Below are 15,117 nucleotides of genomic sequence, written 5' to 3'. Positions count from 1 at the left end.
CCGCCGGAACCGGTCACGGGCACGGGAGGGTGCCGGTGGGCGCGGGTGGAAGGCCGTCGATCTCAGTCAAGCAGCAGCGCGCACCGCTTTCCAGCCCCGCCCCGGACCTGTGGAAAACGCGTCGCGGACCCCGTGGAGGCCGAGGGGCCGCGCGCCCCGGTTCCCGCTCCCAGGGACCGCGCCCGTTCCGAAGCCGGTGGCGAGGCACCGCCGTGTCAGCGCCTCCCCCGGGGGCAGGGGAAGGGGGACAGAAGAAGAGAGGACGCCCCCTTTCCGAGGAGTGACCCCCCATTCCCGAGGTCTACCTGTACGCCGCGCTTCTCGCCCTCATGGTCGTCGGCCTGGGGATGTTGATCGCCTCCGCGGTCATGAGCCGCCGGTGGCGCCGCCGCAACGGACACCAGCTCTGGCCGCCCTCCGCCTGGTCCGCGGAGGATGAGATGTGGTCCAGGGCGGACCGGGAGCAGCGGCGCAGGGTCAAAAGAGCGGTGCGGCGGGGCCACGCGGTGGACGACCCGCGCACGGCCCGGCTCGTGTGCCACCGGGCGCGCGCCGAACACCGGCGCTGGGAGAACCCGTGGGAGACGGTCACCCTGTGCCTGGTCATGGCGATCCAGCTTCCGAACATGCTCAGATGGGCGTCGGACGAAGGCACCCCGGTGGCCATGCGCGTGCTGTTCGCCCTGTTTGCGGGGATGTTCGTCCCCTACCTGCTGGGCGTGGTGCCCTACCGCCTCCTGCGCCTGCGGCGCACCGCCACCGCCGTCGAGCTCAACCTCCCCCTCGCGGAGGAGGCCCGGGAGGAGACCCCGGACTGAGGGGTCCGGAGAACGGATCCCCGAGATGGACGGGGTCCGCAACGGCGCGGGGCGCCGGTGCCGGACGGTCTCCCGTCGGCACCGGCGCCCCGCGTACGCCTGAGGTCGCTCGGCCGTCTAGGCCTGCACCTGGAGGTCGATGACCTTGCCCACCTCGGCCCGCACCGCGTACTCGCCGGTGAAGCCCTTCGAGGCGAGGACGCGGACCTTCCAGGAGCCGTCGGCGGCGAAGAAGCGGAACGTGCCCTCCTCGCCGGTGGCCACCTCTCCGACGAAGTCGTCGGAGTCGTTCAGCAGGCGGGCGTAGGCCCCGCTCAGCGGCTGTCCGTCACGGGTGACCGTGCCCTGGATGACCGCCTGGTTCCCGGCGTCGACGTCGGCGAGGGCGACCCCGCCGACCGGCGCTCCGCAGCTGTCGCTCACTTGGCCTCGGCCTCCCCCAGCTCGACCGGGACGCCCACGAGGGAGCCGTACTCGGTCCACGAACCGTCGTAGTTCTTGACGTTCTCCAGGCCCAGGATCTCGTGCAGGGCGAACCACGTGTGCGAGGAGCGCTCGCCGATCCGGCAGTAGGCGATGATGTCCTTGTCCAGGTCCACGCCCGCGCCGGTGTAGAGCTCGCGCAGCTCGTCGGCGGTCTTGAAGGTGCCGTCCTCGTTGGCGGTCTTGGCCCACGGGATGTTGCGCGCGGTCGGGATGTGGCCCGGGCGCTGCGAGGTCTCCTGCGGCAGGTGCGCGGGAGCGAGCAGCTTGCCGGTGAACTCGTCGGGCGAGCGCACGTCGACCAGGTCCTTGGTGCCGATGGCCTGCACGACCTCGTCGCGGAAGGCGCGGATGGAGGCGTCCTGCTCCTGGGCGGTGTACTGGGTGGCGGCCCGCTCGGGGACGTCCTTGACGAGCTCGCGGGAGTCGAGCTCCCACTTCTTGCGGCCGCCGTCCAGCAGGCGGACGTTGGTGTGGCCGTAGAGCTTGAAGTACCAGTACGCGTAGGCCGCGAACCAGTTGTTGTTGCCGCCGTACAGGATGACCTGGTCGTCGTTGCCGATGCCCTTGGCGGACAGCAGCTTCTCGAAACCGGTGCGGTCCACGAAGTCGCGGCGGACGGGGTCCTGGAGGTCCGTCTTCCAGTCGATCTTGACGGCGCCGGGGATGTGGCCCTTGTCGTACGCGGACGTGTCCTCGTCGACCTCGACCAGGACCACGTCGGCGTCGTCCAGGTGAGCCTCCACCCAGTCGGCGTCCACGAGGACGTCGGAGCGGCTCATGGGGAACCTCCTGTGTTTCTTGTGCGGTGTCGCGTGTGCGGATCGGTGCTGCCGGGGGCTGCCGTCCCGGGAGCGGGGGATGCGGAAAGTCTGCGAAGCGGTGCGGGGTTCCCGGTTCCGGCATGGGCCGGGGCCGCCGGACGCGCTCCGGGAAGTCGGGGCACGCCGGATTCCGGGCGTACGGGGAACGCGGACAGCGGGCTGCGGAGCGGTCGCCGGACCCTCCCGGCCACCTCGTCCGCGCAGGACGGAGCGCGGCGGCCGGGGACGCGAAGGTCGGCGGCTGCCGGGGCTCCGGCTGGTACGGAAGTGGTCAGGGCAGGCGCGAGGCACTGCCCGTGAGGGTCGACCCGCATGTGTGTTGTCCCCAGATGCGTACACGGAAGACGAGAACCAGTCGCACGGAGGGGGCGTGGGCTCCGGGGCCCGTCCGCCCTAGGGACACAGACAGAGCGCGGCGGCGACGCGGCAGAAGTCCACTGCCCGTCGCTTCGTCAGATACGCGCTCGTCAAAGAGGTCACACCGAAGACGCTACAGGCCGTGTTACGCGTTTGTCACTGGTGTGCTGGATCACAAAGAGGTCGCTCGCCCGGGTGGGGCGTCCGGGGGGGGGAACGGTTCAGAGGACGGCGGCGCCGATCGCGGCGATCACGTCCGCCTTGCGGGGCTGGCCCGCCGCCCGGCGGACCACGCGGCCGGAGGCGTCCAGGACCAGGACGGTGGGGGTGCCCGTGACGTCCAGGCGGCGGACGAGGTCGAGGCGGGACTCGGCGTCCACCTCCACGTGCGCGACGCCGTCGACCATGCCCGCGACCTCGTCGAGGACGCGCCGGGTCGCCCGGCAGGGCTGGCAGAAGGCGGTGGAGAACTGAACGAGGGTGGCCCTCTCCCCCAGCGGGGCGCCGACCTCCTCCGCGGTGAGCGCGTCGCCCGCCGCGTCCGCGTCCTGTCGCGCCATGGCGCTTCCCCTTCCCCCGCGTGTCCTCTTCTTCTCCGGTTCTGCGGCTGTCGCTCCCGGTGCGCGGGCCGCCCGTCGGCCCGGTGCGGTCCGCGCGCCCCGGTGCGGATCGGCGCGAACCGCGCGTCCGGCGACGGGCGTGCGGTCCGGCCCCCGCGACCGTACCGTCCGGAAAGGACCGTGACGGCGCCGCCGCGGGGCGGCCGGGACCGGCGTCAGACCGCGTCGGCGCCCATGAGCGGGATGTCCGAGCCGGTGCCGGTGACCCGCAGGCCGCTGGAGGTGGCCTCCATGTCGGTGACGGTCATGCCGAACGGCAGCTGCGGGGCCTGGGCGCTGAAGGTGAGCATGGTCGCGGCCATGCCGCTGAGGTCTACGGGGGCGTCGCCCACCTGGACGTCGACGGGGGTGACGGTCACGGTGTCGCCCTCGACGGAGAACTCACCGCCGGCGTTGACGGAGGTGCTGATGCCGAACTCGGGGAACGCCAGCTCACCGGTGATACGGGGCTCGCCGCCCTCGGTCGTGATGGTGATGCCCTCGGGGAGGTAGGCGTTGAAGAAGGAGTAGGGGACGGTGAAGGAGCCGTCCAGCTGCCCCGCCACCACGGTCGGCTGGTCGAGCAGGTCGGCGGGGGGAGCGTCGACCTCGGTGGCGGTGACGTCGATCTGCTCGACGGTGATGCTGTCCATGGTCGCCGAGGCGGCGGTGATGTTGACCTCGGAGTAGGTGCCGCTGACGGCCTGCGGCAGGAAGGCCCAGCCCTCGATGGCCACATCCGGTTCCTCGGCCATCTGGAGCCGTTGGGCCAACTGGCTCGCGACCATGTTCTGCGCGAAGCTGCGCGCCCCGATGTCGGCCGCAACCACGGCGACCGCCAGGAGGATCAGGAGAACGACGAGGAACTTACGCATCGGAGATCCCAGCACACTTTCTTTCGTTCCGGCGCGCTCTCGGCTGGTTCGTCCCGCCGGTCGTGGTCACACGCCATCGGCGCCCGACGGGCGCCGGTCATGGAAACCTGTCGGAAAGGCTACTTCACCACAGGTTGGACGCCCGGAGCCTTCCACCGGTTTGTCCCGGATGGACAACTAGACCGGTTCGAGACGTCTCGCGGGGCGGAAACAGGGCGTTGCGGCCCCGTTGACGGGTCCTGCGGGCCCTGGCTCAGCGGGGCATCAGCATGGCGGCGAGGCCGTCGCTGGCCGCCGCGCCCGCGAGGGAGAGTTCGATCACGTTGGTGGCGACCACGTGCTGGGGGCTGAGGCGGGCGAACTCCAGGACGTGCGGCTGCTGCTCGTGCTCCTCCTGCGCCAGCTCGTCGCGGTACATCGCGTAGACGATGCGCTGGAGCGGCGCGCTGGGCACCGTGTGGCAGGCGAACAGCAGGGTGTCCGGCTCGCTGTGGGAGACCTGGGCGACGAGGGCGTCGGCGATGCGGTCGAAACCCGGGCCCTGCTGGTCGGCGAGGGTGTAGATGGTGATGACGCCGCGCAGCTTGCCGGGCGGCGCCTGGCGGACCGGCGGGCCGTCGTAGTAGTCGTCGTAGGGGTCGGCTTGGCGACGCTTGCGGCGCACGGGCTCCTCCGGGAGTTCGTCGTCGGGGTCCGCTCCCCCGTCGTCGTAGTCGTCGTAGTAGTCGTCATCGTCGTCGTAGGGGTCGCGGCGCGGGCGCGCGGCCATGGCGACGGCCCCCCACAGCGCGGCGACGGCGCCGAGCATCAGCAGCGGCCCCCCGAAGCCGAGGCCGAAGCGGCCGACCACGACGGAGAGCAGCGCGGCCAGGCCGACCAGCCCCAGCACCGTCAGGTCGGTGCGGCGGTGCTCGGAGGTGCGTCGAGCGACCGCGACGAGCGCGGAGACGAGGAAGACCGCGACGAGGACCTGCGTGAGGTTGACGAGCGAGCGCGGGATGAGGTCGTAGTGGTCGCCCATGGCGGGGTAGGAGGCGTCGAAGCGGGTGCCCACCCGGTCGACGGACAGCACCACCAGGGGGACGATGGTGAACGCGCTGAGGAACAGCCGCGAGGTGAACCGGCCGCGGGGCGAGCGGACGCCGTACTCCAGCGCGCCCCAGGCCGTGTAGAGCGGGCCCAGGAGGCTGATGCCGATATGCAGCAGCCGGAAGGTGAGCCCGCCGAAGTCGAACATCGCGCCGATCACGCCCGCGCTGAGGCCGACCGTCGTACCCAGTGCGGCGACGAGCCATCCGACCGCGGCCACACTGGGACGGCGTTGGGCGTACGCGGCGAGCGCGGCGGTGGCGCTCCAGCCCACCAACGCGCTTATGAATGCCAGTCCTACCGTCACCATCCCGACAATGATGCTGCACGTTAGCGGGTGGATGTGCACTCGATGCAGATTCGCGGGGCCAGTGTGGGCGACGATCCCGCAGAGTGGAGGCCACAACGGGGATTTACACTGTGATCTTCATCACCAGGTTTGCCACCGCATCCCAGTGGCTCCACCCTGCCCGCGGGTGGCCGTAGGCTCGCACTACGCGGGGAGCGCCGCCCCGACACCGGAAGGGCCGCTTCCCCCACCCAAGCCAGGAGAGAACCGTGTCACACGACGCCGTGTCCCCGAACGCGCGCGGGGCCGCCTTCTTCGACGTGGACAACACCCTGATGCGGGGTGCGTCGATCTACCACTTCGCCCGGGGCCTGGCCTCCCGGGACCTGTTCACCACCCGCGACCTGATGCGGTTCGCGTGGGGGCAGACGGTGTTCCGGGTGACCGGCAGCGAGCAGCCCGAGCACATCAACGCCGCGCGCGAGGCCGCGCTGGCGTTCGTGGCCGGACACGACGTGAAAGACCTCGTCGCGCTCTGCGAGGAGATCTACGACGACACCATGGCCGACCGGATCTGGGAGGGCACCCGGGCACTCGTCCAGGGGCACCTGGACGCGGGGCGGCCGGTGTGGCTGGTGACCGCGACACCGGTGGAGCTGGCCCAGATCATCCGGCGGAGGCTGGGCCTGACCGGCGCGCTGGGCACCGAGGCCGAGTGCGTCGACGGGGTGTACACGGGACGCTTGAACGGGGACCTGCTGCACGGTCCGGCCAAGGCCGTGGCCGTGCGCGCCCTCGCCCGCAGGGAGGGCTGGGACCTGGCCTCCTGCTCCGCCTACAGCGACTCCTCCAACGACCTGCCGCTGCTGTCCCTGGTGGGGCGCCCGCACGCGGTCAACCCGGACACCGACCTGCGCAGGTACGCCCGCTCGCACGGGTGGCCGGTGCACGACTTCCGGCGGCACCGGAACGCGCTGCGGGTGGCCGTCCCGGCCGCGGTGGGCGCCGTCGCCGGTGCCGTGGCGCTGCGCGCGGTCAGACAGAGACGGACCGGCTGAGCCGGGCGGACCGAAGGCCGGGAGCCGGGAGGCCGGAAGAGCCAGGGGCGGGCGGGGTACCCGCGCCGTCGAGGGGACCGCCGCACGGGAAAGGGACCGGGACCGGAGTCGTCCACAGGTCACGCGTGGGCGTGGCGCCGGCGGGTGACCGGCTGGTGGAGTGGATCAAGGGGGTCCAGATGCCCGAAACACGCCATGCCGCCCACAAAGCCCTCAGGTGCGTTTTCCGGGCATTTCACACCGTGGGCCGCACCAGGGGCCGCCCGGAGATCCCTCAGCGCCCCAGCGTGGCCCTGGCGAGGGCGAGCACGTGGACGGGCCGCAGACCGCCTCCGCGCGGGGACGTGCCGCGACGGCTGCCCGCGTAGGCCTCGAAGGCCTCCACCGAGCTGTATGCGGGCGACCAGTCCAGCACCCGCTCCAGGGAGTCGGTGTGCATTCCCGAGGTGTCCAGGCCCGCGCGCACGGCGCGGGAGGTGCTGGAACTCGCGTAGTCGATCCGGCCGTGCTTGGCCAGGCCGCGCAGTACCCGCAGGCCGCGCGCCGGGACGGGGAGCCGCTGGCCGCCGACGCGGCGCAGGCAGTGCGAGAGGCGGACCGAGTTTTCGCCCGCCACGTCGAAGAACCCGGTGCCGTCGCTGAGCGCCATGCGCACCAGCGCCTCGGCGCCGTCGTCCTCGTGCAGGAACTGCACGTCGGGGTCGCTGCCGAGCACGGTGGGCACGAACCGCGAGTCCAGGTAACGCGTGAGCGGGGTGCTCACCGAGGGGCCGATGAGGTTGGCGAAGCGCAGGACGGCCACCGACAGGTCGGGGCGGCGGCGCTGGAGGCCGCGGGTGTGCCGCTCGACCTCGGCCGCGTCGTCGGCGTCCAGGGTGGCGCTGGACCGCACCACCAGGCGCCGGACGGTGGTGGAGCGCTGGGCCGCGCCGAGCACCCGCATGGTGCCCAGGACGTTGTCCTCGCGGTTGGGACGGCCAGCGGTGTCCAGGCCCAGGTGCAGGACGAGCTCGGCGCCGGAGTCGGCGACGATCCTGTCCAGGCTCCCGTCGTGCAGGTCGACATGGGCGTACTCGACGCCCGGCGCGTCCGTGGGCGGTGGCGAGGAGTCGGCACCGATCACCCGGCGGACCCCGGGCTCCTCGCTCAGGGTCTGCGCGACCCTGGCGGCCAGGGGTGTGGAAACCCCGGTGACGAGTACGACACGAACCATGGCGACACGTTCCTTGGGAGGAGACGGGAGCTGTTCCGGCAGGCCCGCGGACCGTTCACCCGGGGGGTGAACCGGCGACCGCGACCCGTGAGACACAACAGCGCCTCACCCAGAAAATTCCATAGCTCCGGCAAAGGCCGGGCAAGGACGGCGGTGTCTCCGCGTCCGGGGCGTGCCTGGAGCGCGCCCGCGCCCGCGGAGAGACGACGTTCGCCGCTACCGGTCCTACTTCTTGTTGCGACGCGCGACACGCGTGCGCTTGAGCAGCTTGCGGTGCTTCTTCTTCGCCATCCGCTTGCGGCGCTTCTTGATGACGGAACCCATGGGATCACCTTCTCGCTGACGGAGGTTACGGACATGCCGCACCGCTGGGCGGTGGAAACCGGCAAGGGGCTCGGATGCGGTCACCGGAGCCGTTCGGACACCTGCGTGCCCGGGGACCGGATCGGCCGGTGCGACCGGGGTGGTGTCCCCCGGGTCCGGCGCTGGAGAGCGCGCACCTACCGCACCCGAAGCTCCAGCCTACCGTTACGGGTGCGCGCTCCGGGTCACGCCCCGGGAAGTGCGGGCTCGTCCTTGTACAGGACGGCGGCGGGCTCCGCGTAGCTGACGCTGGTCAGCCGCTGGTCGCTGAAGGTCAGCGACGTCACGCTCGCCAGATTGCACTCGCGCAGGTCGGGACGGTGCCAGAGGCGTTTGCCCTCGGCTGCGCGGCGGGTCATCCAGATCGGCAGCTGGTGGCTGACGCACACCGCCTCGCGGCCCCACGCCGCCCGGCGGGCGACCTTGACGGCCTCCACCATGCGGGTGACGATCTCGGAGTAGGGCTCGCCCCAGGACGGCAGGAACGGGTTGTACACCCGGCTGAACACCCGGGGATCGCGTACCGACCGCCGCGACAGGCTCATTCCCTCGAACTTGTTGGCCGCCTCGATGAGCCGGTCGTCCAGGGTGACGGGCAGGTCCGTCGCCTTCTGGAGTGGCACGGCGGTCTCCTGGGTGCGGTCCAGCGGCGAGGAGAACAGAGCCGCGATGTCGTGGCCCTCGAACCACTCCGCGGTCATCTCCGCCATCTGCTGGCCCCGGTCGCTGAGGTGGAAGCCGGGGAGCCTTCCGTAGAGCACCTTGCCGGGGTTGTACACCTCTCCGTGTCGCAGCAGGTGCACGACGGTGGTCGTCGTCATCGTGTGTGTCTTTCCTTCGGGGTCGTGGGCGTCGGGGCTGTACCGGCCCTGGGCGTCAGCCCTGGGCCTCGGCCGCGGCGCGGGCCGCCCCGGGCAGCGCCGCGACCACCCGGTCCACGGCGGCGTCGTCGTGCGCGGCGGAGAAGAACCAGGCCTCGAAGGCGGCGGGCGGCAGGTACACGCCCTGGTCGAGCATGGCGTGGAAGAACGCGGAGAAGACCGCGGTGTCGGTGGTGCGCGCGGTGTCGAAGTCGACGGCCTCCTGGTCGGTGAAGAACACCGTGAAGAGGTTGCCGCCGTTCTGGAGCCGGTGGGCGACCCCGGCCTCGCCGAGCGCCTTGGAGACCTCTGCCGCCACCCGCGCGGAGACCTCGTCGATGCGGGCGTAGACCTCGGGGGTGGCCCCCCGCAGGGTGGCCAGGCCGGCGGCGGTGGCCAGCGGGTTCCCGGACAGGGTGCCCGCCTGGTAGACGGGCCCGTTCGGCGCGAGGCGGTCCATGATCTCGGCGCGCCCGCCGAACGCGGCGGCGGGCAGGCCGCCGCCCATGACCTTGCCGAAGGTCATGAGGTCGGGGGCGACGCCCTCCAGACCGAACCAGCCCGAGGCGCTGACGCGGAAGCCGGTGAGGACCTCGTCGAGGATGAGGAGGGCGCCGTTGGCGTGCGCGATCTCCTTGATCCGGGCGTTGAACCCGTCCCGGGGGGCGACGACGCCCATGTTGGCGGGGCAGGCCTCGGCGATGACGCAGGCGATCTCGTCGCCGTGCTCGGCGAAGGCGCGCTCGACGGCCCCGGGGTCGTTGTAGGGCAGCACGAGGGTGTCGGCGGCGCTGGCCCCGGTCACGCCCGGGGAGTCGGGCAGGGCGAAGGTGGCCAGACCCGAACCGGCCGAGGCCAGGAGGGCGTCGACGTGGCCGTGGTAGTTGCCCGCGAACTTGACGATCTTGCTGCGCCCGGTGAAGCCCCGCGCGAGGCGGATCGCGGACATGGTGGCCTCGGTGCCGGAGTTGACGAGGCGGACCTTCTCCACGGGGGTGCGTTCGACGATGAGCTCGGCCAGCTCGACCTCGCCGGGGGTCGGCGCGCCGTAGGAGGTCCCGGCGTCGACCGCGCCGTGGAGGGCCTCGACGACGGCGGGGGCCGCGTGGCCGAGGATCAGCGGCCCCCACGAGCACACGAGGTCGACGTACTGGCGGCCGTCGGCGTCGGTGAGGTAGGGGCCCTCGCCCTTGACGAAGAAGGGCGGGGTGCCGCCGACGGCGCCGAAGGCGCGGACGGGGGAGTTCACGCCGCCGGGCACGACGGCGGAGGCACGCTGGAAAAGCTCTGCGGAAGTCTGTTGAGTACCCACCTCACCAGTGTGTCAGCTGTGTCCGGTACCGGGACCATGACCCGCCCGCGTCGGCCGAGGACCCGGCGTCGGGCGCGTACACGTGCGTCTCTCGGCGACCCGGATCCGGGCCGGTCGGGCACACGTGTGCCCTGTTCCGGCGCCCGAGCGGCAGGTAGCGATGGGGGGAGGTGCGGCCGTGCCCCGCACACGCTTGTGCCCCGCCCCCGGGGATAGGGACGGGGCACACGGAAGCCGGTTCAGTACCGGGCGGCGTGGCCGTCCCGGGCGGGGGCGTCGGGCGGGGGCGGCGCGCCCGTGTCCGGGGCGGCCGGGGTGTCCGGCCGCTCGGCGCGCACCAGCGGGCGCAGGCGGTCGTCGCGGGCGAGCAGCTCCACGAGGGCGGTCATCGGACGGGAGGCGGCCAGGGAGACCAGGGCCGCGACGGTGGCGCCGACCAGGAGGCCGACGGTGACGTCGTGCGGGTAGTGGGCGCCGACGAAGACCCGGGAGAAGGCCTCCAGGACGGCGAGCAGCACGGCGAGGACGGCGATGCGGCGCCAGGCCAGGATGAGCGCCGCGGCGGCGGCGCCCGCGATCGCGGCGTGGTTGCTCGGGAAGGACCAGTCGCCGAGCGGGTCGCAGGTGGCGATCGTGGTCAGGTCGGTCATGGCCTGGCAGGGGCGCATCTGCTCGAAGAACGTCTTCACCGTGCGGCTGACCGCGTAGGCGACGACGGTGGCGACGGGGGCGAACAGGGCAAGGCCGACCAGACGGGAGTCCAGGGAGCGGGCGCGCCACCAGGCGGCGAGGAAGAGGACCGCGAACACTCCGAGGAAGAGGTCGGTGCCCACGTAGGCGACGCTCTGCACCCAGGGGTCCAGGTCCGCCGTGAACTCGATCAGGGCCCGGGACCAGGCGGCGCTGACGGCGAGGATCTCAGAGACCATCTCTCTCCATTGGGTCGCTCAGGGGGAGGATCGCGCGCAGGGGGGATGATCTGGGCGACGTCCCGTCCGGGGGTGACGGGAATCCCATGATTCGGTGACATGAAAGCCTTCATCCTGTCATCAACCGGGGCCTCCCGGACCCGCGAAACGGCCGTACCGACGAAAGAGACGGAGGGCACCGCCGAAGGAGGGGCCGTGCCGCACCGGAGGCCCGGCGTACCGATGAGTAGCTTGGGGGTGTCCACCCTCCCGGCGGTGCCCATCCGCCCTCCAGAGACGGAGCCCCGATGACCTCGAACTTCACCACCGCGGACCTCATCGACGACCACGGCGACACCCTGCGAAGCTGCTCCACGCAGTTCCGCCGGTTCGGGGGGCGCGCGGTGTTCTCCGGGCGGATCCGCACCGTCCGGTGCCACGAGGACAACGGCCTGGTCAAGCAGGTCCTCAACACCCCGGGCGACGGCGCGGTCCTGGTGGTGGACGGCGGCGGCTCGCTGCGGTCCGCCCTGATGGGCGACATGATCGCCGAGGCGGCCGTGGCCAACGGCTGGGCCGGAACCGTGATCTTCGGCGCGGTCCGCGACACCCGCGCCCTGGCGGGGCTGGACCTGGGCGTGAAGGCGCTGGGCTCCAACCCCCGCAAGTCCCTCAAGGACGCCGCCGGCCGCCTGGACGTGCCCGTGGCCTTCGGCGACGTCACGTTCACGCCGGGCGAGTGGCTCTACAGCGACGAGGACGGTGTCGTGGTGAACGCCGAGGAGATCCGGATCTGACGCCGGGCCAAGCGGAGGCGAACGGAGGAGGTCTCCGAGATGACCTCCTCCGCGCGTCCCCGACGCCTCCCCGGTGCTTCCCGCCGGACCCTCAGCGGCCCCCGGCGGGCTCCGGGGCCTTGCCTACGCCTTCCCGCCCGCCCCGCCTCCGCGCGCTCAGGCCCGGCCGCGCAGGAGCGGGAGCACCACGGCCGCGCACATCGCCGGGAGCAGCAGCAGCGGGACGAGGAGCCACACCAGGGTGTTGTCGACGAGCAGTACGACCGCCGCCTGCGCCAGGCCGACCAGCACGAACCCGCTCCTCATGAGGCGGTGCGCGGCCGACCACCAGCGGACCACGGGCCGGTCGCGGTCCGCTCCGGGATCCGGCGCGGGCAGGGCGGCGCCGACACCGACCAGGAACAGCCCGGTCGCCGTGCCCAGCACCCGGCTGATCGGGAGGTCCCACCCGGCCTGGCCCAGGACGAGCACGCCGTGCGTGACGAGCAGGAACAGGGACAGCAGGCACAGGAGGGCGTTCATGCCCCGCGCGGCGCTCCGCGCCGTCGACGCCGACGGCAGCCCCAGCGCGTCTTGGAGGCCGTTCTGGAGACGGGTTCCGTAAACCACGGCGGCCGACAGCACGACCGCCAGGAGCCCGGTCGTCAGGGGCAGGGCCAGCGCGAGCACCACCCGGGGGACCGTGTCGGGGGTGCCGTCCAGGTTGGTGCGTCCGCTGAGCACCGTCCCCGGCAGCTCGGGCCAGGCCGTCCAGGAGACGAGGGCCATGAGGGCGACCGAGGCCGCCGTGACGAGAATTCCCGAAAGGGGAACGCGGGGCCTTTCCCTCTTCGCCTCCGCCGGATTCTCCGTGCCGTTCATTCCTTTTCTTCCTCTCCCTCGCCGTTCTCGTGGCACAACACTAGGAAAAGGGTTTCCGGGACCGCATCGACCGCGGGGCACGGTGCGGTCACGCGTTTCCCGGGAACCGGACGTGCCGGAGGTCATGGTGCTGACATGCCCCCGACCATGACCTCCCGCGACGGTCCGCACCGGGTCGTCCCGACTAGGCTCGGAGGAATGCGCACCCCCGGCTCCGCGACCGACCCGTCCTCCTGGGTCACGCTGCACGAGAACCGTCCGCCCCGCGTTCTCAAACTGCTGTTCTGGGGCGCGGTGGCGCTCACGCTCGGCCTTTACGCCCTGCTGTTCCTGAGCGGGCAGATGCGTTTCCACGGCGGCGATCCGGTCGCCAACACCGCTGTGCTCATCAGCGTCGGCGTCCTGCTGCTCTGCTGCGCGCTGTGGCCGTTCCTGGCCTGGTCCCCGGCGTCCCCGTGGCCGCGCAGGGCGGTCAGCGCCGCCTTCCTCGTCCTCACGGTGCTCTGCATGCTCAGCAGCAACCACACGACCTTCCTGCTGCTGTGCGTGGGCACGATGAACGCGGTGGCCGTGTTCGGGCTGCCGGGCGGCATCGGCTACGGCTCCGCCGTGCTCGTGTTCAGCGTCGGCCTGACCCTGGTGGTCCCCGGACTGCCGTTCGCGGTGGGGCTGTTCGCCGGGGTGATCCTGCTGTTCATCGTGGCGGCGTCGGGAACGGTGTTCCTCGGGCTGACCGTGGCCGCGCGGCGGGCCGAGCGCACGCGGGAGCTCCTGGTCGCGCTGGAGGAGGCCCACGGGGAGCTGCGCCGCCGCTCCGAGCGCATCCGCGAGCTCACCGTGGCCGAGGAGCGCGCCCGCATGTCCCGGGAGATGCACGACAGCACCGGCCACTACCTGACCGCGCTCACCATGTCGCTGACGAACGCGCTGCGCTTTCGCACCGCTCGGCCCGACGCGGCGTGGGAGGAGGTGGAGCAGGCCCGTGCGTTGGCCCGGGAGGCGCTCACCGACACCCGGCGCTGGGTGCGCGCGCTGCGGCCCCTGCGTTTGGAGGGACGTGCGGGGCTGGCCGCGATGCGGGCGCTGGCGTCCTCCTTCGACGGCGGGGGCATCCGGATCGGGTTCGCGGTCACCGGCACCGGGGTCTGGCCCGACCTGTCGGAGGAGGCCGAGCTGGTCTGCTACCGGGCGCTCCAGGAGGGCCTGACGAACGCGCTGCGCCACTCGGGCGCCGACATGGTCGAGGTGGAGGTGCTGACCCGCGCCGACGGGGTCGCGGTCACGGTGACCGACAACGGCGGCGGCGCGGCGGAGGCGGCGGTGCACGCGGGGTTCGGGCTGCGGGGCCTGTCCGAAAGGGTCGCGGCCGTCGGCGGGACGATGCTCAGCGGGAACGTGTGCGCGGCCGACCGGGCACGGGAGGGCACCGCAGTGGAGGGCCCGGCCCGCGAGGACACGGCGCCGGAGGGCCGGACGCGTGAGGACGGAGCGGACGGGAGCCCGGCCCGTCGGGAGCGCACGCGGGAGGGCGCGGCGCCGGGGAGCCCGTCCCCGGCGGGTTCCCCGGGCTTCCGGCTCCGCGCGGAGGTTCCCGCGGACGCCGGTACGCGGGAGACTGTTCACGGCACGGCTGGGGGCACCACTTGACCACTGTTTCGGTCCTGATCGTCGACGACCAGATCCTGATGCGGCAGGGCCTGCGCAAACTGCTGGAGATCGAGGAGGGCGTCGACGTCGTCGGCGACGCCGCGGACGGCGTCGAGGCCCTGGAGTTCCTGTCGGCCGCCGACCCGCTCCCGGACGTGGCCCTGGTGGACGCACGCATGCCGCGCATGGACGGGGTGGCCCTCGTCGGGCGGATGCGCGCGGAGTACCCGGACGTGCCCGCCCTGGTCCTGACCACGTTCGACGACGACGAACTGGTCTTCGGCGGCCTGCGGGCCGGAGCGCGCGGCTACCTGCTCAAGGACGTGCCGCCGGAGGAACTGGTGTCGGCGATCCGCCGCGTCGCCCGGGGGGAGACCGTCCTCGGCGGTCCGGCGGCCGAACTCCTGGTCGCCGCGCTGGGCGAGGGCCCCTCCACCGCCCCCGCGGCGGACCCGTCCCGCCGTTCGGGGCACGGGGAGGCGCCCCGGCTGTCGGAGCGCGAGGAGGAGGTGGCCCGCCTCGTCGGCACGGGCGCCACCAACCGGGAGGTCGCGCGGGCCCTGTTCATCACCGAGGGCACCGCCAAGAACCACGTCACGAGCATCCTGCGCAAGCTCGGGCTGCGCGACCGCACCCGGCTCGCCCTGTGGGTACGGGAGCGCCGGGACGGCTAGGTCGCGTTCCGAGGCCGGACGGGCCCGGTCCCGCGAGGGCCCTCCGACGCGTGCGTCGGGCCCGGCCCGGGACGTTGGGCGCGCTTGGGG

At 72.6% G+C, this 15,117-nt stretch carries 17 protein-coding genes; 5 read left to right on the top strand and 12 right to left on the bottom strand.

Annotated elements, in window-relative coordinates:
• The first annotated feature begins 329 nt into the window (after window positions 1-329).
• Window positions 330-818 carry a hypothetical protein gene (locus tag KGD83_RS03265; RefSeq protein WP_212642454.1) on the top strand — a complete coding sequence of 163 codons (489 nt, stop codon included), beginning with the start codon at window positions 330-332 and terminating at the stop codon, window positions 816-818.
• 117 nt (window positions 819-935) lie between these two features.
• On the opposite strand, the gene KGD83_RS03260 is transcribed toward KGD83_RS03265, so the two are convergent.
• From KGD83_RS03260 to KGD83_RS03240, 6 genes are all read right to left on the bottom strand, one after another.
• Window positions 936-1,241, bottom strand: coding sequence for a DUF1416 domain-containing protein (locus KGD83_RS03260; RefSeq protein ID WP_212642453.1), 306 nt, complete (start codon window positions 1,239-1,241; stop codon window positions 936-938).
• On the bottom strand, window positions 1,238-2,083 hold the full coding sequence (locus KGD83_RS03255) for a sulfurtransferase (RefSeq protein WP_047868423.1): 846 nt from the start codon (window positions 2,081-2,083) through the stop codon (window positions 1,238-1,240). Before KGD83_RS03255 ends, KGD83_RS03260 begins: the two co-directional genes overlap by 4 nt.
• 435 nt (window positions 2,084-2,518) lie before the next feature.
• Window positions 2,519-2,605, bottom strand: coding sequence for a putative leader peptide (locus KGD83_RS29200; RefSeq protein WP_352983320.1), 87 nt, complete (start codon window positions 2,603-2,605; stop codon window positions 2,519-2,521).
• A gap of 98 nt (window positions 2,606-2,703) precedes the next feature.
• The gene (locus KGD83_RS03250; RefSeq protein WP_212642452.1) at window positions 2,704-3,042 is read right to left on the bottom strand and encodes a TlpA family protein disulfide reductase; all 339 of its coding nucleotides are present in this window, start codon (window positions 3,040-3,042) and stop codon (window positions 2,704-2,706) included.
• Between the two features lie 215 nt (window positions 3,043-3,257).
• Window positions 3,258-3,956: an LmeA family phospholipid-binding protein gene (locus KGD83_RS03245; protein WP_212642451.1), complete on the bottom strand. Its 699-nt coding sequence runs from the start codon at window positions 3,954-3,956 to the stop codon at window positions 3,258-3,260.
• A gap of 253 nt (window positions 3,957-4,209) precedes the next feature.
• The gene (locus KGD83_RS03240) at window positions 4,210-5,355 is read right to left on the bottom strand and encodes a putative quinol monooxygenase (RefSeq protein ID WP_212642450.1); all 1,146 of its coding nucleotides are present in this window, start codon (window positions 5,353-5,355) and stop codon (window positions 4,210-4,212) included.
• A 248-nt stretch (window positions 5,356-5,603) separates the two neighbouring features.
• Between KGD83_RS03240 and KGD83_RS03235 the strand changes: the two genes are divergently transcribed.
• Window positions 5,604-6,392, top strand: coding sequence for an HAD family hydrolase (locus KGD83_RS03235; protein ID WP_212642449.1), 789 nt, complete (start codon window positions 5,604-5,606; stop codon window positions 6,390-6,392).
• A 274-nt stretch (window positions 6,393-6,666) separates the two neighbouring features.
• Here KGD83_RS03235 and KGD83_RS03230 read toward each other — a convergent pair whose 3' ends face one another.
• The 5 genes from KGD83_RS03230 to KGD83_RS03210 all read right to left on the bottom strand — a co-directional run bounded on the left by KGD83_RS03230 (window position 6,667) and on the right by KGD83_RS03210 (window position 11,069).
• Window positions 6,667-7,605 (bottom strand): NAD-dependent epimerase/dehydratase family protein, encoded by a 939-nt coding sequence (locus KGD83_RS03230; RefSeq protein WP_212642448.1) that lies wholly within the window; start codon window positions 7,603-7,605, stop codon window positions 6,667-6,669.
• A 225-nt stretch (window positions 7,606-7,830) separates the two neighbouring features.
• A complete protein-coding gene (locus KGD83_RS03225) occupies window positions 7,831-7,929 on the bottom strand; it encodes a 30S ribosomal protein bS22 (protein ID WP_013155353.1) in 99 nt (32 codons plus the stop codon).
• Between the two features lie 224 nt (window positions 7,930-8,153).
• A complete protein-coding gene (locus KGD83_RS03220; RefSeq protein WP_130395470.1) occupies window positions 8,154-8,789 on the bottom strand; it encodes a histidine phosphatase family protein in 636 nt (211 codons plus the stop codon).
• Between the two features lie 55 nt (window positions 8,790-8,844).
• The gene (gene hemL, locus KGD83_RS03215) at window positions 8,845-10,140 is read right to left on the bottom strand and encodes a glutamate-1-semialdehyde 2,1-aminomutase (RefSeq protein WP_212642447.1); all 1,296 of its coding nucleotides are present in this window, start codon (window positions 10,138-10,140) and stop codon (window positions 8,845-8,847) included.
• A gap of 239 nt (window positions 10,141-10,379) precedes the next feature.
• The gene (locus tag KGD83_RS03210; protein WP_212642446.1) at window positions 10,380-11,069 is read right to left on the bottom strand and encodes a phosphatase PAP2 family protein; all 690 of its coding nucleotides are present in this window, start codon (window positions 11,067-11,069) and stop codon (window positions 10,380-10,382) included.
• 287 nt (window positions 11,070-11,356) lie between these two features.
• Here KGD83_RS03210 and rraA point away from each other — a divergent pair, with 287 nt between their 5' ends.
• Window positions 11,357-11,845, top strand: coding sequence for a ribonuclease E activity regulator RraA (rraA, locus tag KGD83_RS03205; protein WP_212642445.1), 489 nt, complete (start codon window positions 11,357-11,359; stop codon window positions 11,843-11,845).
• Between the two features lie 156 nt (window positions 11,846-12,001).
• Here rraA and KGD83_RS03200 read toward each other — a convergent pair whose 3' ends face one another.
• On the bottom strand, window positions 12,002-12,613 hold the full coding sequence (locus KGD83_RS03200; protein ID WP_249352105.1) for a hypothetical protein: 612 nt from the start codon (window positions 12,611-12,613) through the stop codon (window positions 12,002-12,004).
• A 291-nt stretch (window positions 12,614-12,904) separates the two neighbouring features.
• Here KGD83_RS03200 and KGD83_RS03195 point away from each other — a divergent pair, with 291 nt between their 5' ends.
• Entirely contained in the window at window positions 12,905-14,353 is a 1,449-nt protein-coding gene (locus tag KGD83_RS03195) for a sensor histidine kinase (protein ID WP_212642443.1), read from the top strand.
• On the top strand, window positions 14,350-15,027 hold the full coding sequence (locus tag KGD83_RS03190) for a response regulator (RefSeq protein ID WP_212642442.1): 678 nt from the start codon (window positions 14,350-14,352) through the stop codon (window positions 15,025-15,027). Before KGD83_RS03195 ends, KGD83_RS03190 begins: the two co-directional genes overlap by 4 nt.
• Window positions 15,028-15,117: the final 90 nt, after the last annotated feature.

It is taken from the genome of Nocardiopsis akebiae (genome assembly GCF_018316795.1).
GTDB lineage: Bacteria > Actinomycetota > Actinomycetes > Streptosporangiales > Streptosporangiaceae > Nocardiopsis > Nocardiopsis dassonvillei.
The sequence above is the reverse complement of the archived record's forward strand: the minus strand, read 5'-3'. Positions and strand labels throughout refer to the sequence as shown.